Raw genomic sequence first — 23,218 nt, 5'->3', positions numbered from 1 at the left:
TTTGTTAACCAATTTTCTTCTCTAGTGATTGTTAAATCAATTTAGATTCCTTAATGAAATGATTAGCAATGTACTCTTTTCAATAATCATACATTGTTAATCGGTTAACCACATTGATAAAAACAATCCGGTTATGTATTAATTTAACCGGTTAACTACGTTAAGTTTACTACCGCTTACCAATTTTGTCAATACATTTTCACTAAAAATATCGTATGTTTTCACTTTTTTATATGGTAAATTGATTAATTGCAAACTCTAATTGCCTCGCTCGATTTAGTAACTCCATTGATGCTTGATCTAACTGATTTGCTGACTTTACTTGTTGCATTGCCGTATGAATTACCATATCGGAGCAGGCAGTCGTTTCTTCAGAAACTGCAGAAATACTCATAATTGCTTCTGAAGTCTTTAATCTGGCTTGTTCCATATTTTCAACATTATCTCGTATAAAGTTAAGTTCCTCCATCAATACACGAATCTGTTCACTCATAACATGGAATGACTCCGTTGTGTCTCTTACAACAAATCCCTGTTCTGCAACTATAATATCCGCTTTCTTAGCAATGTTTACTGCACCTTTTGTATGATAGATAATCTCATCAATAATAGTACGAATTTTAGTCGCAGATTCTAAAGATTGATCTGCTAGTTTTCTGATCTCTTCTGCAACAACCGAAAAGCCGCGTCCATAAACTCCTGCCCGTGCCGATTCAATCGATGCATTTAAGGAAAGCAAATTTGTCTGTTCTGAAATCCCATTCATCACATCGACGATTTGTCCTATGTTTTTCGACTTCTCCTCCAGTAATTCAATCGTTGCAATGACTTCTCTCATTATGTCATTACTTGATTCAGTCTTATGACTTAATTGATCCATCGTATGAATACCATGTCCAATAGAGTCTGCTGTATTAGAGGTAATGTTACTAATCCTCGATGTGTTCTCAGTCACCAGTGTTATTTCTCCGGATAGTTGGTCCATCTGCCCAATACAATCACCCGAATTTTCATCAAGCTGAACTATTCCACTCTCTATATCTGCAATAGAAGCCTTGATAAGCTCGGTGCTCTTGGTAAATTCTTTTGATGATTGAGTGACTTGATTTGCTTCCAGATATAGAGCGCTACCAACAGACTTCACTTCATAAATTAAACTCTTCACCTGTGAGAGCATATCTGAAATATCCTTTGCTAACAATCCAAATTCATCTTTTCTTTTCACATTTAAGGACACCGTTAAATCACCATTTGCGGCCCTTCTTAAGGTATACGTCATTTTCTTAATAACCTTCCCGATACCACTAGCAATCGTGCTTCCGGTTATTAAAGCAAGAATACTTGCAAATACAACAAGGATTATTGTGATATTCTTAATATCAGATGCCTGTCCCATGATATTTGCTTTTGGTACCAAAGCACAGATCATAACACCAGTGTCACCTACTTTAGAGTAGACAAACATGTAATCTTCCTTTTTATTTTCTATGTACTCAAAACCACTACTATTTTCACCATTTCTTGCAGACTCATAAAATCCCTTCTGATAAAACAGTGGTTCTTCCTGCCTGGAAGCATCTGTTTGATTGGAATCCGATAGCAATTCTACACCATCTTCAGTAATTAATCCTAACAAACTGCCCTCACCCATATCAAGACGGTTTAAGGTCAGACGTACTGCAGTATCGCTGATATCTACAATAATACAGCCGTTTCCAGTTTTGAACTGTCTCGCAATTCTTAGAGCACTTTCCTTGCTTTTCGTTAACAGGTATTCATCCATTTCGTTATTTGAACCAAAAATAAAATATCGATCTGGATTTTCTTTTATTTTCTTTCCTTGTTCTGTTTCTAGGTATTTTCCGTAAAGACCGTCATCCTTTGCTTTTGTCGTTATCAACGACTCATTGTCACCGGATAATAGAAAAACATTTTTAATGTAATCATTCGACCAAGTTTTCTTTTTGATGCTTTCCATTGTAGCGTTACGAAATTGTATTTCTTTTGTGGAAGAAATCTTATACAGCCCAGCAAAATAGTCTTTAATATCAAAGTCAGTATAATACTCATTAGTTTGCGACTGTACCGCAGATAATAAATAGGTATAATACTGTCCGGTCATATCAAGGGTCTGACTAATTGAGTTCTCATAATTGCTAATAATAGAGTTGGATGCTTTTTGGTAGGAAATGGCACCTAACAATATAATACAGCCAACAGGAAGTAGATATCCTAGAACTAATTTAGTTTGTATCCTTTTTAGAAATGGCAGTTTCACATTCTCTTCTAGTACCTTTTTCTCTTCATATACATCCTTTACTTCTATATTCTTTTCTAGTTGTTTTATTTCTTCTGTCCTACTGATTAGTTTTTGCTTTTCCATGAAAGAAATCCCCCCTTTCTATTCTAACATAAGAACAAAACAACCTATAAAAATTGCCAAACTAATAAGCCATTATAACTTCGTATAAAGCACCAAGTAATTCATCTGGTAAATGTAAAGCCTGAATCTCTGCCATAGCAAGCTCTCTGCTACGATGTTTTTTAATAATTCGATAAATTAAACTCTTACAATCAAAGTCAATCTGTGTCTTATCTAGTAAATTAAAAACTTGTACAATTATATCATTTTCTATAATTTGATCGCATTCAGGCAGCTTAATAACAAGAGCCTTATTCACAGTAATTGAGAATACCTGAATATGCATAATATTTCTTTCCGCATCATATCGTTTCGTAAAGGATATTTCTTTTCCCTCAAGAAATACACTAACTAAATCACTATCTTTGCAGCCAACGATGTCAATCTGATAGTTTCTTTCTTCTGGAATGATACCATTATTTTTACTTCTACATTGAATTTTAAATTCGGAGTCTTTATTCCAGGTAAATTGCATCGAAGTAATTACTTCCCTAACTTCACTTTGCACTGAAGTAAGAGAGTTATCTTCATACAAGTCAAATCTTCCGTCCGCACCAGCAAAGACCTTGATTAAAAGATCCGATGGATTCTCGGCACTGTTGGATACGGCATCCTTTACCACCATCGGAATAATAGCTCCGGCACGTGCAAAGACCGGTATCGTTGAAAGTTCACGATAGAATCGTATTCGGCGTCCCCCACGATACACTCTTCCGGTAAAGAAATCAAAATATATTCCTTCCGGGAGCCATCCATCAAATCCACCCATATTGAGTTCAAGGTTTAAAGGTTTTGTTATCGGACATGCGATTAACTCTGAGCCAAAGTAATATTGATTCGGAACATGGTATGCTTCCTCGTTCTCCGGGTTTTGATAATACATTGGTTGGATCAGTGGTTTATTCTCACTATGGAATAAATAATTCATTGTGTATAAATACGGTATTAATTGATGGCGTAGTTGTAAAAACCCAGTTAAAATCCCACCAATATAGGAATTATATTTCCATGGTTCTTTTACAAAAAACGGATTGTCCGAACTATGAATACGCATAATAGGAGAAAACACTCCAAATTGAATCCATCGAACCAACATCTCATCGCTCTTAACACCATGCATATGTCCTCCAATGTCATGGCTCCACCAACCAAAGCCAGCATTGCTTGCAGTTGCTGTAAAATATGGCTGAAAATCTAAGGTATCCCAAGTAGCAAATGTATCACCTGAAAAGCCAAGAGGATAACGGTGACTGCCTAGCCCTGCATAACGAGAAAATGTAAGTGGTCTTTTTCCATCTCTTCCGCTATCCAGGAAATGAAAGTGATTTAGCATCCATAGAGGATCTAAACCTTCTATTTTGCTGCTTCCTCCCTGTTGCCAATCTACCCACCAAAAATCTACTCCAATTTCTTCGTGAGGATGATGTAAATACTTAAAATACGCCTCTAAAAATTTACGATCAGAAATGTCAAATTGAATTTTGTCTTCCTTGGTATAGTCCACACCTAGTTCTTTTGCCATCGGTAGATACATCTCTTCGTGCCCATGAACACCATCCGCTGGATGTACATTTAACGTTACATGCATTCCATGGTCATGCAACCAGTCTAGAAATTCTTTTGGCTCTTTAAAGTACTCTCTATTCCATGTATATCCTGTCCACCCACTTCCGTATTTCGGATCAAGTTTAGTCAGATGCCAATCCATATCAATAACTGCCATGGAAAATGGTACATTCTCTGTTTCAAATTTACGAACTAACTGTTTATATTCATCTTCTGAATATGGGTAGAAGCGGCTCCACCAATTACCAAGAGTATAACGAGGTAACATGGGGGTCTTACCACATAGTACATAATAATCGTTGAGACATTTCAGGTACTCTCTTCCGTATCCAAAAAAGTATAAGTCAATTCCTTTTTGTTCTCTAGGTTTTACCCATCCATCTTTATTTAATAAAATGGAACGACTATCATCAATGATTGCAAACCCATTTCGTGAAAGTAAACCATCTTCTAACGCTATTTCACCATCCGTCTCATCCAACGTCCTTGCTGTTCCTTTTAAGTTCTCTCCTGTCTCACCAAAATGCCATATACTTCGATAAGCACTTAAATTTCCTTTTACTTGAATACATAAACCATTTTTACTAAACAGCTTTTTATTGTAGGTAAGATGTAAGTGCTCAGTTATTACTTCTAAGCTATCTTCCCCTTCTTTTACACGGTATTCTGGTACTGGAAACTCACGGTTTATTACCACTTGAGTTGCTAAATCTTCGAAATAACCATCCTCATTATATTCTAATCGAATTAATCTAGATGTCAGTACTGTAAAACGATAACAATCTCCTTGTATAACAGCTTTTTGATTAGCAACTGGACTTGTCTTAAAATCGTATGTATTTTGATTCATCTTAATTTCCACCGTTTCATATTATTATTAGAATTTTTCTCTTCTTACCTTTTCTAATCCAACCTATTCATTGTCGAATCACGTTCCAGTAACACTGGTTTTAATGTAATTGAAGTATTTGTTCTCTTTCCACCTTCTAAATCATCCAAGATCATCTTTGCAGAAACTTTACCCTTTAGAATAATGTCCTGGCTCATAGTCGTAAGCCCTGGCATTGTATAATTTCCAAATTTTATATTATCAAAACCTACAATTGATAAATCATGTGGTAGCTTTTTCCCATGTTCTGTAAAAGCCTTCATAATTCCGATTGCCATAATATCTGCAATAGCAAAAACTGCGGTTGCCTTACAACTATCTTCTAACATTTTTTGGCCGATACGGTATCCACCATGAAACGTGACATGATCCTCAAAAAGTAGAGAAGGTTCTATCTCAATATTTGCTTCCTCCAAAGCTCTTTTATATCCTTGGTAACGCTTATAATTAACATGACTTTTTATTACACTACCAACTGCCAATGCAATCTTTCTATGTCCTAAATCAATTAAGTGTTTGGTTGCTAAGTAGCCTCCTAATTCATCCTCTACCATAACCCGGTGAAATTGCTTTGCATATTCTTCATAAGCATCCGTTAATACAATTGGAATATTCATATTTTGAATTTCTTCAAAAATACTTTTTGGGTACACTCCAAGCATAATAATTCCATCTAATTTTCTTCTTTGAATCCAATCTTTATACTGTTCGTTTGTGCTAACACCACTTATTAAAATGTCGTATCCTTTTTCTCTTGTAACATTTTCTATTCCACTAATAAATTCACCAAAGAATGGATTGTTTTCTAGTAATACTCCAGGAATATCACCTTTCTCTGTAATCGGTAAGCTGATACCGATTAATTTTGAATTGCCACTTGATAAACACCTCGCTGTTAAACTTGGCTGATAACCTAGCTCATCTATAGACGCTAGGATACGTTGTTTAGTCTCAGGGGTAATCTTATCTATACCGTTTAAAACATAAGAAACCGATGCAGCAGATACCCCCGCATGTTTGGCTACATCGCGAATTGTAATTTTTCTATCCATTAATAACCTCCCGGATTCCCCTGACTTAACCAATCCTGTATTTAACTATATAAATTTTTTTCTATATGGAGTTAACCGGTTAACTTTAATTCATTATACTCATAATTGAATCCTTTTGTCAACCGGTTAACCTAAAATAAATTTAATTTCTTTATGAACACTTTTTTTCTTTTTCAATTAATTTCAAACTTATGATTTGTTCCATATTAAGTCAAAGCGGATATTCGCAATCCGCTAACGCTACTTACTCATAACCTCATTGCCACTACGTGGCTTTTTAAAACAGGCAAGTCTCTTCCCTGATGAGGTTAAAATAATACTTAATAATTTTTTCTATTATCCTAATAACAGATTCCAATCTAACTCGTTTGATAAAGACTCTGAACAATAATCAGCGTCTAATTTTTTATGTTCTGGTCCTACTGCTAAACTTCTCATTTCTGCCGCTCTTGCAGCTATAATTCCAGCCTTAGAATCCTCTATCACAAGACATTCCTTCGGTTGTAAACCAAGTTTATTCGCTGCTACCAAAAAAACTTCAGGGTCCGGTTTAGAATTCGTTATATCTAATCCGCAACTAACTTCATCTATGTAAGTAATCAATCCTGTCTTTTCTAATATAATCGGTGTATTCTTACTTACTGAGCCAATCCCTATTTTAATCTCAAGCTTCTTTAATCTCATTAATATTTCTACTGCCCCAGGAAGAACTGCTTCCTGATCTAAATCAGTTAACAAGTTAACATAAATATCATTTTTCATATTTGCTAACAAAACCTTTTCCGCATCAGAATAGCACTTCTCCCCTTTTTCTAGGACAATTTCTAAAGATTCCATGCGGCTTACACCTTTTTGTCTTTGATTGTCCTCACGATTAAATTCTGTGATTCCAATCATCTTAGCTAGCTGCGACCATGCTGCATAATGAAGTTCATCGGTTGATACTAAAACACCATCTAAATCAAAAATAACACCTTTAATCATCTTAGACCTCTTTTCTGCGCATGCTGCGCATAACTTTTGTATTGTCATCTAATTTTCAAACCATGTTTCATACCAATTTATCAGTAAATTCAGTTCTTAATACCATTACATTTCAATTTTACTAATAGATACCTGTTCTTTAGATGCATCAATCTCATAGATAGCTCCTTGATACAATACTCTATACTTAAGTCTAACCCAATGTTTTGGTAACCTAGGGGTAGCTTTTATAACACCGTTTTCTATCTGAAAGCCACCAAAGCCTTTGATTGCTGTCATGTATGCACCTCCAGCTGCTGCTGGGTGAGTTCCTCCAATATAGACTAGTCCGGCCCACTCTTTTCCTTTTCCATTCCAATCAGCCAGCGCTGATTTCATAAAGAATGGGTATGCGTATTGAGGTTGATCACACATGCAATACAATAAGGAATACATGCAAGCACTTAAGGAGGAGCCATGCTCAGTTCTTGGTTCATAATAATTTAAATTCTGCTGTAATACCTCCCTTTGATATTCTTCTTTAAATAGAACTAACATAGTAACTACATCTGCTTGTTTGATTACCTGAGTATGAGAGGCTACACCATAGGCACCTCCCCAGTATTCCTTCTCATGCAATAACCTGGAACGAACCTCTTCTAATGAAACATCCTCTAATTCGAAGAAGCCATCAAATTGTTCTATCAGATCAGAGTTATCTTTTGGTTTCGGTATATATAACTTATTGCATGCATCTTTTAATTTATCTAACAGATCCTTAATCTCGTACTGTTTTAATAATTTAATATAAAATTCTTCATCTTTATTTTTTTCATGATCTAATATGTCAATAGCAGTCTCGAAGGTTAACTTCGCCATTCGGTTTGTATATGCATTATTGTTTACCCTCTCATGATATTCATCTGGTCCAATCACATCATGAATTTCGTAGTATTCCTTCCCAATCTTTTTTTCCAATAAACTATAATAAAACTTCGCGCATTCTAGGATTGTCTCTGCTCCACCTTCAGCGAGAATGGAAAAATCATTCGTGTAATTTAAGTAGGAACGAATGCCATATACAATAGCGGAAGATATATGTACTTGTTTATCTTTAAAGTACGTTCTCATTGGTCGTTTGGTAAACACATCGGTAACATTATAATCGGAACAAGCATCATAGCCACCTTCCTGGCTTTCCCATGCATAAAAAGCTCCTTCATACCCATAAAGCTTTGCCTTTTTCTTAGCCCCCTCTAACGTATCAATCCGGTAGCGTAATAAGGTCTTTGCCACTTCTGGTTGCGTATACAGAAAAAAGTCCAACATAAACATTTCAGTATCCCAAAAAACAGCACCTTTATATGTCTGCCCAGATAACCCTCTTGCAGCTATTGATAAGCTTTTACTATGCCTTGGTGCAATACAATGAAGATGATATAGGGAGTAATTGAGAGCATCATTAGCCTCATCGTCTCCCTCAATTGTAACCTCCGAGATATTCCATAATTGCTCCCATACATTTTTATGCTCTTCTTGTAAACGTTCATAACCTGTGTCTTTCGCATGATTTACAATTTTTATTGACTGTTCCTTATAATCAACACAGTCTTTACTTGTAAAGACCGTGATATACTTTGTAAAGTTTATTTCCTCCTTTGCTTTTCCATGAAAAGTAAGCTTTCTAAGACACTCTTTATCACTTTCTATAAGTTCTATCTTAGCCTCTTTGTTACATATGATATCCTCTGTGACATAGACAATATCTTTATTTTCATGAGTTTGTGCTGCTATTGATAGACGATGTCCATTCCATTTAGATTCAGATTCTAATAAATACTTCTCATTTAAAATCTCAGTTTCATTATGCCTTAACAGCTGTTTTTGAAACTCAACTTTATCGTAATGTGGCCCATGAATATCCCAGACACTTCCATCAATCCCTGTATAAACTATAATTTCACAATCATAATCTGCTGTTATACTATAATTTAAGACAACCAAATGTTTCTCTTTCATACTTGCAAAGCGGCTTGATTTTACAATTATTGTCCCTTTATTAGAAGCCCAAACTGTTTGTCTATCTAAAATCCCATGACGATAATCAAGTGATAATTCATGATACCTTGGTTCTATTTTCGGTAATTGATATTCTACCTCGTCAACTTCAATCCTCGTATATAATGCATTGGGTGCATTTAGAGGTTCTCTCCACCCCTCACCAACCTGATCATAAATTCCCGCTAAATTAATAGCTGGAAAATATTCTTTTCTATATTCTTCTAGGGTTCCTCGGATTCCCAGATAACCATTTCCAATTAAAAATCTGTTACCATTTGATGTGATACTATCCTTATCAAGACTTGAATTTGTTAATGTCCAATTCATATTAATAACCATACCTTTCCATAGCCTGCAAACTCTAGGGCTGGTACCTAACTTTCAAAGAAAAATGAGGTCTGTACGACCCCATTTTCCTAATCATCACTATCGTACTACCAGCTGTTTCCGGTTCCACTTACTGTAAAGTTAGGTGAATCATTCTTAAAGTTTACTAATCCACTACCATTTGCCGTATTATTTTGAAATACCGCTGAGCCTCTAGCTGAATCTCTGATATGAACACCATAAGTCCCAGAATTATTTATCCTGTTATCTGTAAATTTCACAGTTGTACCTACATTCGATTCCTCTGTGAAGATTCCAGAATAGATACTACTGTCGATGAGATTATTACTTACTGAAACGGTTAAATTTTGTGCTAAACCATTGTTATTAATCCAATAACCCCAGATTGCTCCTATTTGATATCCATAATCATGATGCCAAGACCCAGCACGTACAAGTTTATTATTACTTATCGTTAAAGTTCCTGTAAATGCAGATGGACCATGATTGGTTCCAAATTGGATACCCGAACCATTATCTACCACATCAAGGATAAGATTATTACTAACCGTATTGTTTTTACCACCATAAATACCGATTCCATTGGCTAGATTAGGTATTTGGACTGTATTATTTCGGAAGGTACAGTTTTCTACAGTACCACTCCCCCCATTTAAGGATTTTGACCACATAGCCATTCCGTCATCACCTGTATTTCGAAAATTACAATGCTCCACTATCGTATCCTTTGTTCCACCATTTAGATTTATACCATCCGCCCAAGTATCTCTAACTCGGCATTTTGAAACCAGAGCATTTACAGTTCCTTCATTTAACCATAATCCGACTTTCGTATGCTGAATCCATAGATTTATTATGGTAGAGTTTTGTGCATTTCCCTCTAAACCTGCAATTCCAGAAGCATTAGAACGATAAGTTTCTTCTGCTTTTATCGTGAAGTCTGCTAATGTTACATTGCCTTCTTGAAGATAGAATCCTGCAAAAGCTCCAGTGAGAGTCGAACGCCACATGCCTGCTCCTTGTACTGAAACACCTTTCGGTAATTTTATCTTCGTTTGTCCCCTCGTTCCTGTATTAAAATGAAAGGTACCTTCTGGAATCCAAATACCTTTTATGGTTGTTCCATTCACTGCTTTGATTGCAGCATTCATAGCAGCGGTATCATCTAACCCATCATTAGGAATAGCTCCAAAATCTGTTATGGAGACATAATTCGATGGTTTTGTTAATGCTTGCGGCACTGCTTCCGTCTCAATGAAATCAATAATAATATAGGAAGAACCATTCGGATTATAATCATTTGCATCCCATTGAAGTTTAAATGAACTCCTAGAAGCATACTCTTTTTCAAGTAGTATTCTGCTTTCGTCAAAATAACGATGATGGTTTATTCCAGGGGTATTAGACCATTGCATCTCACCCCCATCTGAGCCATATTGCCCATATTGGTGTGCGTATCGATTAGTAAACGTCATATCAGTTGTGTGAACACCATTAACATAAACACTAAGATTTTGATATATATCAGCCCCAGTAGCACTGTCTGGCATAGAATATCTAACAACAATACCTTGTGCTTTATTTTTTATTGTAAATTCAATAGACTGTCCCTTTTCTAATCTAACTGCTCTTCTTCCAGAGGCTTCGGAAGCTACGCTACACCAAGTCGTATCGTAACTTATAAGAGAAGCTCCCATTAAGTTCTGTGCCTCTGCTTCATAAGTATCATAAGGAACTGTTGCACCATAGTTTTCTACAACACCTATAGAAAGACTTTTCCCAAAAGAATTATTGGTTTCGTCGATTTCATCTATTAGATTTTCCTCATCGACAACAGCTCTCACATTATGAATACCATTGGTTGCGATAAAGTTCCCTCCTGTCTGAGTAAGTGTTACTTTCCCCCCTGCTGGAATCGATGAAGTATAATTCGACACCCAGCTCACTTTTATACCATTAACATAAAAAGAGAGATTACATGGTATTCCACTTAAGGTTGCTACTGTACCTTTATTCTCAACTACAGCTGAAAATGTTACTAAATTCCCTGCAACAGGCGCACTAGGTTGCCATGTTATATCGGTAACAGTTAAATCCGGTTTTTTAGGTACATCAACTACCATCGTTTTATCATAAGTATTATTATTTTCATTTGATTCATCAATACGATTAATATCATCTACTATTGCTCGTATTGTATAATTACCCGTCGCTGCCGTCCATGAACCCTTGTTATATGGTCCACCATTTGCAGTTACCGTAATAGAAGAACCTGCTGGAATTGAAGTAGTAACATTATCACTCCAACTTACCGTCGTTCCATTAACTAAAAATGCTACTCCGTGTATAACTCCTTGTGGACTTGCTCCATCACCCTGATTTTTTATGACCGCTTTAAATGTTACTTCTTCACCATTCACTGGATTATTTGGAATCCATGAAATATCAGTTACAATAAGATCAGGTTTTCCACCTTCTACTGGAGGTGTTTGGTTATCTTTTACTATATTGAAATAGTTAAAGTTAACACCTTCACCAGTGAAATAAATCCTTATTGTTTGAATTCCAGCATTTAATTGAAAAGTTTTTGAAGAAACTGTTTGATAAACTTGCCAACCACCAGTGTTAACAATATTTGTTGTAGCTAGAGTATTATTACCTACCTGAACTAATATTTGAGTTGAATTATTCACCCCAGCAATTCGATAATCAACGCGATATTTAGCGGATTCACTAACATTTACCGAATATTCTAACCAATCTCCATTATGTATCCAACCAACATTTTGAGTACCTTCTGCACAATCTTCTGTTGCAATACCATTCATTCTTATGTAATTTTCAGCTTCCACTTTACCAGGGATTACTGTTGGTTCCAGTGACTCCACATGAAGATTATCAATATTGACATTGCCACTATCCGAATTCCCAAAAAAATAAGTAATCGAATGCATTCCTTGGCTTAAATAAATTGTCTCTATTATGGAATTCCAAGAATCCCAGTTTGCTGTAGCTGGAAAATAAAGCTGTTTATAAAAATTACCATCTACCCATAAAGATAACGTTTTTTCACTACCAGTTCCATTGGCGTATCGTAAACTTAACTTAAACTGAGAAGATTTACTTGCAGGAATTTGAAATTCTACTTTAGCATTTCCCTTATTGCTATCTGTAAACCCACCAACAAACCCAGTTCCTGTATACCCTGAATGATCATTTGCGTAAACTGCGCCCCCTGAAAGTAATGCATTTTCTGCTTCATATTGATTCGTGGAAGCATAAACCACCTTAAATGATGACAATTGAATCAACAAAGCAAAAAATAGCACATATGATATAACTTTTTTTATTCTACGATTCATAACATCAATACCTTTCTCTTCTTTAATTTAACCGGTTAACTTCAATATAACATTACACTAATTGGATGTCAAGAATTAAATGAGGTTAGAAAAGAGGTTATGAAATGAGGTTAGAAAAGAAGATTATGAAAAAAGCTAATGTCTAACCTAAAAGAATCTATCACTCTGGACTAATCTCTTAAGATATATACATTAGCTCTTTTTATTTATGAATATACGTATCCTATAATTGAAATTTAGGTGGATTTAAGATATTCTCCTTAAAGTTTTTCTTTAATTCTGGTTCTGTATTTATCCAATCTTGCATGCAGGTGAACAATAACATTCTTCTATAATTTAAGAATAACGGAATCTGCTGATACCAAAAATCCGATAAATGATTCTTCGTTTCATACCCATTGATAAAACTATCAAAGAATCTCTTTAAACGTTCTTCCTCTTTGAATGGTGATAACATTCCTCCTGTGATGTCAAACATAATTCCTTGTGCTGGAGTAATAATATCTTGAACAAAAAATTGTCTACAGGAACAATCAAAATCAATCAGAGTAATATCATGACCCGATACTAATATGTTTCTTTGATGGTTATCATTATGAATAAAGCCATAGTCATCCTTACTACGAGGAAAACTTTTTATTACCGCATGCATTTGGTTCCACGCAGTTTTTATCTCTGTATCCTTACACCAGTTAGTAAAAAAGTTAAGTTCCTCCTCATATCCAAGCTTAGATTCCTCTATCTTTTCTTGAAAAGATTTAGTTATTGAGTGAGATTTTCCAGTAAGTTTACCCCATTCATAGACTAGCTCATCTGTAAGCTCACTGCTCTCTGGATTCTTACCATCACAATAGTCCATAAGGTATGCTGCGTAATAGTGATTTTGATCGTGGCTCGTTTCAAATAAATTTCCGTTAGAATTACAAAGCGGATACGCAATCTGAATTCCATTCTCTCCAAGAAAATTTGCGTACTTTATCCGAAGGATAAGGTTCTGTAACTTATCTTTTTCATCTTCGGAAAATGCTAATATCTTAAGAACCTTTTTCTTTGAGTCCTCATTGTATGTAAATACTGTACCGTCGGAATCTTCTCTACCACCACCTAGAAATGTTAATGTTGCATCATCTATCGATAACTTCTCGCAGAGTTCTTTTCTTGCATTGTCTGTTATTTTTATCATATAAACCTCATTTCTATCATGTTCTGATAACTTTATATAGGGATCCAATTTAAGTTAAATTTAATTGCCTATAAACAAACTTCTCACTTATTCTCAAGTTCCCAATAACTAATATACACAAATGATTTACATCGTGGTTTTCTTCCTAATTTATGTGACTAAATTTTGAAAAAAGTAGCATTGTTTCTCTTACACTCTTCTAATGTTACCGGTTCGAAGTGATTAATATCTACCCCAACATTGAGAGCATACGGGTAGTTTTCCTTCAAAAACTCATAGACCCCCTCCGTCTTAGAATCATGTGTGTGTCCATATAAATGAAGGCTCTTTCCTTCTCCAACATTACGATGAGAATCCGTCCATTCTACTAAAGGGAAATGACATAGTGTCAGCATATTGTTATTAAATTTTAGCATCTCCATCCAGTCAATGGATTTAAAATAATGTCTAAATTTAGGATTTGTTATAAGATGTGCATCATGATTTCCAATGATAAGATGCTTTTTTCCGTTTAGTTTTTCTATGTAGTTTATCGTTGTATTAACATCAATTGATTGATGTGTTAAATCTCCTAGAATATATACTTCATCCTTATCTCTCACCTTTTCATTCCACAAGGAAATGATAGAAGAATCCATACTTTGCACATCATTAAAATGTTTTCTAAATTTTAGTATTTTCTTATACCCAAGATGTAGATCAGCTGTAAAATAAGTCATTGTATGCTCCCCCATAACTTAAGGATACTGACTAATATTAGAAAGAAGCATTTATTTTGCTTATCTAAATCAGTTCTTTTACTTATGTAATCAGTTCTTTTATTTATGTAATTAGTTCTTTTATTTATGTAATCAGTTCCTTTCTATGCTCTGCATGTATCCCAACGTGACCTACACCTAGAATAAGAACGGAGACCATTAACCATATCACCCTCCCATACACACCAAGCAAGAAAAAAGCCAGTACAGGTAGTGTTGCACCTGCGAAAGGAACCCCAGCAAAACTACTATAAAAGTCTTTTAAGGTTCTGTCACTACGAAAATAACGAATCCACCATAGTTCATACAACACCATTAATAAGAAAGAAATCAGTAACCAGATTGACCAAGTTGACCAAGGTTTTATATTAAAATCAGAAAATATCAATACAGTACAGGTTACCAGAACCTGCCCTACTCGTTCCATCATTCGTAGTATCTTGTTTTCATTTGAAGAATCATATCCTATTGGCTGTTTTTTAGTCCAAATCAAATTTGGAATCATTAGCATAAGTAAATAAATCAAGCCAACATAGGAAAAACCGAAATGTCCCATAGATCTTCTCCTTTCATTCTATCATTCATTGTATTCCACCTCTGCTACCGATGCGGTATGCCATACACAAATTACTCTTCCAATTCGGAAGGAGTATTCCTGATGCTACACTAAGCTTTCGTTGCTTAAGATATCACCATTTTTTAACACATTATTAGTTAACTATACTAAAAAAAAATCGATAGTGCAACTGGTTTCAAGGTATTCTTTCGTTCTCCAAGTTTCATATATTTTCCTATGAATTTGTATCAATTTTGTATTTATAGGAATTATGTATTCGAATACATTTACATGGTTATCCTTATGTAATCTAGTCACTGTAGAATTAATTTAAACGAATTATAATAAACACATAAATCGACAATTTATAAGATACTTCCTAGTGCCAAGGCATATGGGGAATATTAAGAAAATCAATATTAATATATAAGGGAGGACAGATCATGGGGTTCTTAGATAATCTTTTAAATTCATTTGGAGGAAATTCCTCTATTAAAAAATTAAAATATGAAGATGCAGCAAATAATTTAAATAAAGATAAAAATATTATCTTGATAGATGTTAGAGAAAAATATGAATTTCAATCCGGTCATATCAAAGGCGCCAAAAATATACCTTTGTCTGTTGTAGATAAAACGATTGAGACAATAGCAAAAGATAAAAATTCTACGCTTTATGTTTATTGTCAAAGTGGTGCAAGAAGTGCCAGAGCATGTCAAGTATTATCTACAAAAGGTTATACTAATGTTTATAACCTAGGCGGTATTATGGGATGGCCATACGGAATAGTACGATAGTGATTCGATAGGAGGAATACACGTGAAAAAGGTAGTTATTATAGGAGGAGTTGCAACCGGTGCTTCTACCGCAGCAAGACTTCGAAGATTAGATGAAACAATCGAAATTGTAATGATTGAACGAGGTGAATATATTTCATTCGCAAACTGTGGTTTACCCTATTATTTAGGTGATGTGATAACCGATAGAGATGAATTATTAATTGCTACACCAAAACTTATGAAGGATCGATTTCATATCGATACACGTATTCATAGCGAAGTAACGAAGATAAATCCATTTAAAAATAGTGTTACAATACAATCCGCAGATAGAGGAACTTATGAAGAAACCTATGATTATCTCGTCTTAGCACCTGGAGCAAAACCGATAGATTTTAATTTTGAAGAAGTAAGTTCTGATAAAGTCTTTACTCTTAGAAATATGAACGATACAGATCGTATTAAAACAGCTCTTGACGGAGTCCAAAAGGCTATTATCATCGGTGGTGGATATATTGGAGTTGAGATGGCTGAAAATTTGGTTGAGAAAAATATTGAAGTTACTTTAGTACAAGCTCTCCCTCATATCTTAGCACCATTTGATGATGATATGGTTATTCTTGCAGAAAATGAGATGCGAAAAAAAGGTATTAACTTACTATTATCAGAAATGGCAGTTGCTTTACATGAGACAGAGGTTGGTGTTTCCTTAGAGCTTGAAAGCGGAAATGTAGTAGAAGGAAATATTCTAATTTCCGCAATTGGAGTCGTTCCTGATACAGATTTCTTAAAAGATTCAGGTGTAAGTCTTGGTAAGCGAGGTCATATCTTAACGAATGAACAGATGCAAACCAATATCCCTAATATCTATGCTGGCGGTGATGCTGTGACCGTTACTGATTTTGTTACTAAGCAAGTAACCGCGGTACCTCTTGCTGGTCCAGCTAATAAGCATGGTAGAATAATTGCAGATAACATTTGTGGCATACCTTCAAAATATAAAGATACCCAAGGGTCAACAGTAATTAAGGTATTCGACTTAACCTTAGCAGCAACAGGGAACACCGAGCGTCAATTATCATTACAAGGCATAGAACATCAAACTATAATTATTCATCCGAATCATCATGCGGTTTATTATCCGGGCGCTGAGCAAATTACTTTGAAACTAATATTTAATTCAAGCGGTGCAATACTTGGTGCTCAGGCAATTGGAATAGCTGGAGTGGTAAAAAGAATTGATGTTATCGCTACCCTATTAAGGATGGGCGGTACTATCTATGATTTAACAGAATTAGAACTTTGCTATGCTCCGCCTTATGGTTCTGCTAAGGATCCAGTCAATTTTGCTGGCTATGTTGCTGAAAATGTTCTTACGAAAAAAACTGATCTAGTTCATCCAAGAGAATTAGAAAATATCAAAGATAATCCAAATATTGTTGTTCTTGATGTCCGTACATTAGGGGAAAGAAACTTTGGAAAAGTAGATGGCTCGATACACATCAATGTGAATGATTTAAGAGATCATTTAGATGAACTAGACAAAGAGAAAGAATATTGGATTTACTGTGCTGTCGGAGTAAGGGCATATGTAGCAGAGCGTATTCTAAAGCAACATGGATTTCAATGTAAAAATATCATAGGTGGTTATAAAACAATTTCTGCTCTTGGGTTATTAGTACCTTAATAGAAAATAATATGAATTCTGTCCAATGAAAGGAAAACAAAAGTAAAATTTCTTCCATTCATTGGACCTAAATTTTTAAAAAAACAAGAAAAGGTAACTTTGGGAACTTTTCCTTATCTTAGTATAAATAGAACAGCCCTGGCATCCGCAGTCAGAGCTGTTCTATTTATAATTGTATTATTTCCCCTTTAGGAAGGAATCTATTACGCCCTACTTTAACTTACTATCTAGGGAAGTCTTATCTATATAATAAATCTTTGTATTAGAATAGAAATAATACCTATTTGTCTTTCCAGCTTTCCATGTTGTCATTCCCTTCATTGCTTCCGGTGTGGTAAACATATAATTCGTAACAAATCCGTTTTTCGTTCCTAATAGAGTAGTTTTGTCATATAGTGCATAAAAATAGGTTTCGTCAAATCTTGTAGCACCTAGCTTATCGTGATCAATTGTAGTCTCATAATTTTTTCCTGTCTTTAGATTAAATATCTTTCTTGTCTTGCCGTCTTTCACTAGAACATATCCATCTCCTCTTATATAATCATAGAAGCTAAAGTCACTGCTTTTCGCTGTATAGTCTAAAAGTGTCTTCCACTCACTATTATCAGCGATGGCTCTCTGTGAAATCACAATTCTTCCTGTCTCTCCGAAGCTTTCCTCTTCTGCAATATATCTGTTATCGTCATTATAGATATACATAAAACGGGATGGTCCTTCGATTACATAATCCTTACTTATTGTCTTATATTTCTTCATATCTGTGGTATAATAAACCGTATAAGTTTTATTTGGGTTAAAATAATCTTCCCCTAGAGTTGCTGAAAAGCATTTAAAGTCTAAATAACTTCTATGCCATTCAGTACCATCCGTATTTTCCGGTGTAACTGCCTTGGTCCACTTGATATAATCAGTCGAATAATAGAATTGGCCCTGCCCAGGTGCAGCTTCTGGCACAATCCATTTAGAGCAAATCAGATAATCCCCTGCAAAATCCATTTGATCATATCTATTGTCTGGGTAAGAATATGCCTTGAAATCCGCACCTTTAGTGGAGAGCAGATAGTACGGAATTCTTTCTTCGCTTCCATTGCTATAGCTTCCGCTAAGGATTAGAATACTCTTTTCCCAATGCGTAATAAAATAATCATCTATTTCGATATTGGTTGCTTTTGCATCCAGTTTCTTTATTAAATCTTGAAACGGTGTTACCTTTACTGTCTTCATATCCTTGGAGATACTGATAAGGAAAGGATACTTCGTACCCTCTTTTACTTTTCCAGTTCCAATCAACCACATCTCACCTTTGTCAGTATAGGTCCAAGAGGTGGATATCTCCATTGATTGAAAAGTGATTTTCGGAAATTTTTTAGTGATTTCGGTATCTAACAAGACATCCTTAAAATTCACACCATCTTTGCTATAGGAAAAAACATTACCCTTCGCCTTTTTCCCTAAAGCAAACAGATAATCATTATTCCCACTTATGAAATTAATCTCCTTAAAGCCAATTGCCTTTGTCTCAGTAAAGGAAACGGTTGCTTTTTTCTCAGAGGTTGACGCTGCATATGCTGTTGCCGGCTGAAAACCCGCTATTACCATTACAACTAGCATTAATACTGTAACACATTTTTGCATGATAGTTCTTTTCATCCTATATTCTCCATTCTTTTATAGTTATTCCTTAGTTTTTACAGTATAACATAATATTTCCAAAAAGAATATGTTTCATTATGTGTTTTTTTCATTACGTTTTTCGTTATATTAAAGAACAAGCATTATGTTTGATAAAGCTGCTTAGTTTTTAGATTCACACTATCGTTTCAATAAAATTTCAGTGTAGCTATCCTTACAAGGAATATCTAAATAGTTCGCAAACCTTTGAATTGCACTATGAACCTCTTCAATCAATTCCTCTGTTATCGTAATCGTGTCTTCCCACCACCAGTTTTTTATTGTGAAAACCTCGGAATAACTAACTCTTTCCGGTTCAAATCTTGCCACAAGTTTATCTCCATACAACACAGGAAGCACGTAATATCCATACTTTCTTTTGATTACAGGAGTATAAACCTCCCATCGATAATCAAAATCAAAAAGTGTAGACACTAAATCTCTATCCCAAAGCATATTGTCAAGCGGAGCTAGGAACTTTACCTGTTTCTTTGCTGGAGGCTGATTAAAGAATCTTTCATCCTCTGCTACCATATAAAAGGTCTCATCGATTCCTTCGATATGAAAAGCAATCAATTCACCTTCTGAAACCAGATTAGATAATACTTCTGTTCTAGTTTTACGATCACTTATATAGTGCCCTTGCCATGCTCCACCTCGTTTATCCCATAAAAACCCTACACTACGTATTCTTCTTTTTATATACCATTTGAGAAATTCTTCATCACTTTTCATTTTGTCTTTATTCAAGAATTCTTTTGATAGAACATTTTCCGTTAAATCAAAATACTTTTGTACTCCTTTTTTATTAACAACGAACAATTCTCCGCTGCTATATAAGTAATCCAGTGTAGCACTTGATAATTTCTTATGTCCCCATCGACTCGTACTACTCTCTCCAATAGAAATATCCTTAGTACTGGTAATCCCGTGTGTATTAATATGTTCTTTTACAACCTCTAAATATTCAAAAGCTTCCAATTGATTTCGATTAGATAACACACATTTCGTTGCTCTTGCTGTCGCTTCTCTTACTCTTTGAAAGTTGTTATAATCTTCTATTTGATAAATGCACATTTCTTTATCAAACCCATCCACTAGCTTATAATCTTTGTATAATAGTGTTTCTAAATGATTTGATTGATAACCTTTAACTTTAGCTTGTAACACTAAATCAGCATTTCTTCCAACCACATTTAAAGGATCATACTGTATACTCCCTACCCTATTAAAATAATCAAGTACACCATCAATACCTTCGAATTTTTGGGAATCATCCAAATTATGATATTGAATAAGAAATTTCCTTGCTTCCTCTTTCGATATAACTCTACGACACATTCTGACCTCAATTCTGGCGTTTTTCACCGTTTCATTTTATAGGTATCTTCTTTTCACTGGAACTATTTATTGTTTTAATTATTATATTTCTTATCTTTTTACCCAGTCAATCATATTATCGCAAATAATATATGACACCTATATGTCATATATTTGTTTACTTCTAATGTGTTAATCCATCTTTAAGTTTCATATCCATCCTTGTTCTTTCCAATACGCTAAATCCTTCGGTGTACCTAAACCAGCTTTCTGCATATTCCCCATTAATTTAAATATAACTCTTTGCCGAAATCCTCGTTTCACATGGCCATGCTTTCTTTTAATTTTATTAGCAATACTTTTTGATTTTTTCGCTATTTTCTGCTTCGTTTCTGGTTTTACATCATTCCAATTTGCTGCTGCAACAGCTGCACTTAAACGGTATATCCTTGGCAATCCCCACCAAAATAATTGTTTTTCCATCTGTTTTGTAACACTACCTGCACCCATTCCAGCTGTCGTTGATATAGTAACTCCTATTTTATTCTGCATGTTACCTAGTGGTCGATGACTAAACCAACGATATGCCATATGGTCAAAGAAAGTTTTTAATTGTCCTGTCATCCCCATACAATAATTTGGAGAATCAATTATGATTACATCCGCTTGTTCTATTGAGTAAATAATTTCTTTTATTAACTCACGATGTGGGCAATTTTCTTCGTCCTTTAAGATGCAAGTAAAACATCCAACACAGTACGGAATATCATTCACGTAAAATTCACGAAACGTGTCTTGGTTGGTTATAAGTTCTTTTAATAATAATTGCGAAGTGTTCCATGTACTGCCATGATGCTTTTGTCCGTGCAAAAGAACTATTTTCATTAGCTACCTCCGAGAATATAATCTAGAAAATTGACTTACATGATTTTTCAGTTCATTTAATGCTTCCGATTCACTTTCTGGCTTTTTATCATATTTTGATAATAATAAGAAGATCGGTGCATAAAAATGTAGGGCTACCGTTTGCGGATTACTATCTGTAAAAACTCCCTGTGTAATCAGAGTTTCAAATAAGGAAGATTGAAACTCCAATGCACTACTAACATACATCTTTTGAAAGGTATCACCAGCGATAGAATGACGGTATTGCTCTGCAGTAACCATTCGTCGAAATGGTGCGGCAAATTCATCTTTCAAGAAATACAAGAATAAGCCTTTTGCAATTTCATGTAAGTGCTCTTCTGATATACCAACGTAACTATTTGCTGCCTCTTTCGCACTCCCTTCTGGTACACCGATTGCACTGACTGCTTGATTATAGCGTAAATCCATTTCCTCTAACAAATGATTGAATATCTCTTCTTTGCTTGAAAAATGATTATAAATGGATGCTGCTTTAATACCAACTTCTGCTGCAATATCACGCATAGAAACTCCTTCATAACCTCTTTCTGAAAAAAGCTGTAACGATTTATTTAAAATTAATTCCTTTGTAGACATATTACCCTCTCTTCTGGTGCTTCGCACCTATTCCTCATATTATCGATTTGCTGACTATTCAATCTCATTCGCATCGTTCGAATGATGTAAGTCCATATGCCAATTACTAGAGCAGTTGAAATTATGGTTGGAATATTACTAAAATATAAAGTAATCATAGTACCCCTCCTTAACTAACACTTGTTAGTATTTTAGCTAACAAGCGTTAGTTTGTCAATAAAATTATTTCTTTGTTATTGTTAGTAGAATTATTCTTTATCTTCGTTAGGTTCCTTATTTAATCTGCTATTATCCAAATAGCATTTCTTTTTCTCCTATTTACAGCTTTTTAAATATAGTCCTATAGTCAGCAAATAGTATCTTCAATAATAAGGACATACAGTTTTGATATAAAAAAAATCGAGTAGAAAGTAGAGAAATAATCCACTACTTGCTACTCGATTTCTTATTATATTACATATATTTATATTATGAACTTCTATAAAGCAATTCTCCTCACAATATCTATTGCTTCCTCTTATGTTTTTGCCAGAGACACTTTCTTAGAAAGATTTACTCTTTAGTGAAAAGTATCCACGTATATCCCGGTAAAGCTCTTTTGATTTTATTGTAATCATCAATTCTTCTATACTCGATATGCTTCCGATACAACATAATATCACGGCTGTTACAGTGAAACCTAATAAATCATAATAAAAAGGGAAACAAAACATCAAAAAGCCTGTTGCCTTATTTAGGTGGGTGTGAAGAAATGCAAGCGAATGATACTTCATCAATCCTAATCCTAAGGATAGAAAACGGATTATAGCAATGATACAAACCCAACCAATCATCCACCACCTCCATGAAAACGCAGTAATGCAAATCGGAACCATGACTGTAATAAAGATAAAATCCGATATACTATCCAATAATGCGCCAAATTTACTACTGCTTTCTGTGAGTCTCGCAACATAGCCATCTATCATATCACTGAAACCGCAATAGAGATAAACAGCTAGGAATATTGATGATAATGGCTTTAAGAAAAGTAATATGAACGAGCCTACTATTCTACTAATTGTTATTAGGTTTGCCAGATTTTTCATACAAATCACT

The 23,218-nt window shown here is 34.7% G+C and carries 17 protein-coding genes; 2 read left to right on the top strand and 15 right to left on the bottom strand.

Going from position 1 to position 23,218, the window contains the following annotated elements:
- Nucleotides 1–229: 229 nt before the first annotated feature.
- The 9 genes from CPHY_RS09720 to CPHY_RS09680 all read right to left on the bottom strand — a co-directional run bounded on the left by CPHY_RS09720 (nucleotide 230) and on the right by CPHY_RS09680 (nucleotide 15,160).
- Entirely contained in the window at nucleotides 230–2,383 is a 2,154-nt protein-coding gene (locus tag CPHY_RS09720; protein WP_012199901.1) for a methyl-accepting chemotaxis protein, read from the bottom strand.
- A gap of 61 nt (nucleotides 2,384–2,444) precedes the next feature.
- Complete coding sequence (locus tag CPHY_RS09715; RefSeq protein ID WP_012199900.1) at nucleotides 2,445–4,838, bottom strand: glycoside hydrolase family 31 protein; 2,394 nt, start codon at nucleotides 4,836–4,838, stop codon at nucleotides 2,445–2,447.
- 53 nt (nucleotides 4,839–4,891) lie between these two features.
- The gene (locus CPHY_RS09710) at nucleotides 4,892–5,929 is read right to left on the bottom strand and encodes a LacI family DNA-binding transcriptional regulator (RefSeq protein ID WP_012199899.1); all 1,038 of its coding nucleotides are present in this window, start codon (nucleotides 5,927–5,929) and stop codon (nucleotides 4,892–4,894) included.
- Between the two features lie 336 nt (nucleotides 5,930–6,265).
- On the bottom strand, nucleotides 6,266–6,913 hold the full coding sequence (gene pgmB, locus CPHY_RS09705; protein WP_012199898.1) for a beta-phosphoglucomutase: 648 nt from the start codon (nucleotides 6,911–6,913) through the stop codon (nucleotides 6,266–6,268).
- Between the two features lie 105 nt (nucleotides 6,914–7,018).
- Nucleotides 7,019–9,292 carry a glycosyl hydrolase family 65 protein gene (locus CPHY_RS09700; RefSeq protein WP_242657981.1) on the bottom strand — a complete coding sequence of 758 codons (2,274 nt, stop codon included), beginning with the start codon at nucleotides 9,290–9,292 and terminating at the stop codon, nucleotides 7,019–7,021.
- Between the two features lie 95 nt (nucleotides 9,293–9,387).
- Nucleotides 9,388–12,663, bottom strand: a complete 3,276-nt coding sequence (locus CPHY_RS20790; protein WP_012199896.1) for a CARDB domain-containing protein — start codon at nucleotides 12,661–12,663, stop codon at nucleotides 9,388–9,390.
- Between the two features lie 223 nt (nucleotides 12,664–12,886).
- Nucleotides 12,887–13,846, bottom strand: a complete 960-nt coding sequence (locus tag CPHY_RS09690; RefSeq protein ID WP_012199895.1) for a phosphotransferase enzyme family protein — start codon at nucleotides 13,844–13,846, stop codon at nucleotides 12,887–12,889.
- Between the two features lie 158 nt (nucleotides 13,847–14,004).
- Entirely contained in the window at nucleotides 14,005–14,565 is a 561-nt protein-coding gene (locus tag CPHY_RS20785) for a metallophosphoesterase family protein (RefSeq protein WP_012199894.1), read from the bottom strand.
- Nucleotides 14,566–14,689: 124 nt separating this feature from the next.
- On the bottom strand, nucleotides 14,690–15,160 hold the full coding sequence (locus CPHY_RS09680; RefSeq protein WP_012199893.1) for a hypothetical protein: 471 nt from the start codon (nucleotides 15,158–15,160) through the stop codon (nucleotides 14,690–14,692).
- 443 nt (nucleotides 15,161–15,603) lie between these two features.
- On the opposite strand from CPHY_RS09680, the gene CPHY_RS09675 reads away from it, so the two are divergent.
- Both CPHY_RS09675 and CPHY_RS09670 read left to right on the top strand, forming a co-directional pair.
- A complete protein-coding gene (locus CPHY_RS09675; RefSeq protein WP_012199892.1) occupies nucleotides 15,604–15,957 on the top strand; it encodes a rhodanese-like domain-containing protein in 354 nt (117 codons plus the stop codon).
- A 22-nt stretch (nucleotides 15,958–15,979) separates the two neighbouring features.
- Nucleotides 15,980–17,626 carry an FAD-dependent oxidoreductase gene (locus CPHY_RS09670; protein WP_012199891.1) on the top strand — a complete coding sequence of 549 codons (1,647 nt, stop codon included), beginning with the start codon at nucleotides 15,980–15,982 and terminating at the stop codon, nucleotides 17,624–17,626.
- 210 nt (nucleotides 17,627–17,836) lie between these two features.
- Here CPHY_RS09670 and CPHY_RS09665 read toward each other — a convergent pair whose 3' ends face one another.
- From CPHY_RS09665 to CPHY_RS09645, 6 genes are all read right to left on the bottom strand, one after another.
- Nucleotides 17,837–19,276, bottom strand: coding sequence for a hypothetical protein (locus CPHY_RS09665; RefSeq protein ID WP_012199890.1), 1,440 nt, complete (start codon nucleotides 19,274–19,276; stop codon nucleotides 17,837–17,839).
- Between the two features lie 162 nt (nucleotides 19,277–19,438).
- The gene (locus CPHY_RS09660; RefSeq protein WP_012199889.1) at nucleotides 19,439–20,638 is read right to left on the bottom strand and encodes a DNA glycosylase AlkZ-like family protein; all 1,200 of its coding nucleotides are present in this window, start codon (nucleotides 20,636–20,638) and stop codon (nucleotides 19,439–19,441) included.
- Nucleotides 20,639–20,827: 189 nt separating this feature from the next.
- Nucleotides 20,828–21,502 (bottom strand): NAD(P)H-dependent oxidoreductase, encoded by a 675-nt coding sequence (locus tag CPHY_RS09655; RefSeq protein ID WP_012199888.1) that lies wholly within the window; start codon nucleotides 21,500–21,502, stop codon nucleotides 20,828–20,830.
- Nucleotides 21,503–21,505: 3 nt separating this feature from the next.
- Nucleotides 21,506–22,120: a TetR/AcrR family transcriptional regulator gene (locus tag CPHY_RS09650; RefSeq protein ID WP_012199887.1), complete on the bottom strand. Its 615-nt coding sequence runs from the start codon at nucleotides 22,118–22,120 to the stop codon at nucleotides 21,506–21,508.
- On the bottom strand, nucleotides 22,102–22,278 hold the full coding sequence (locus CPHY_RS21680) for a hypothetical protein (RefSeq protein ID WP_157668696.1): 177 nt from the start codon (nucleotides 22,276–22,278) through the stop codon (nucleotides 22,102–22,104). Before CPHY_RS21680 ends, CPHY_RS09650 begins: the two co-directional genes overlap by 19 nt.
- A gap of 384 nt (nucleotides 22,279–22,662) precedes the next feature.
- On the bottom strand, nucleotides 22,663–23,208 hold the full coding sequence (locus tag CPHY_RS09645) for a CDP-alcohol phosphatidyltransferase family protein (protein WP_041703451.1): 546 nt from the start codon (nucleotides 23,206–23,208) through the stop codon (nucleotides 22,663–22,665).
- Nucleotides 23,209–23,218: the final 10 nt, after the last annotated feature.

It is taken from the genome of Lachnoclostridium phytofermentans ISDg (assembly GCF_000018685.1).
GTDB lineage: Bacteria > Bacillota > Clostridia > Lachnospirales > Lachnospiraceae > Lachnoclostridium > Lachnoclostridium phytofermentans.
Note: the sequence above shows the minus strand (reverse complement) of the source record. Positions and strands in the feature narration are given on the sequence as shown.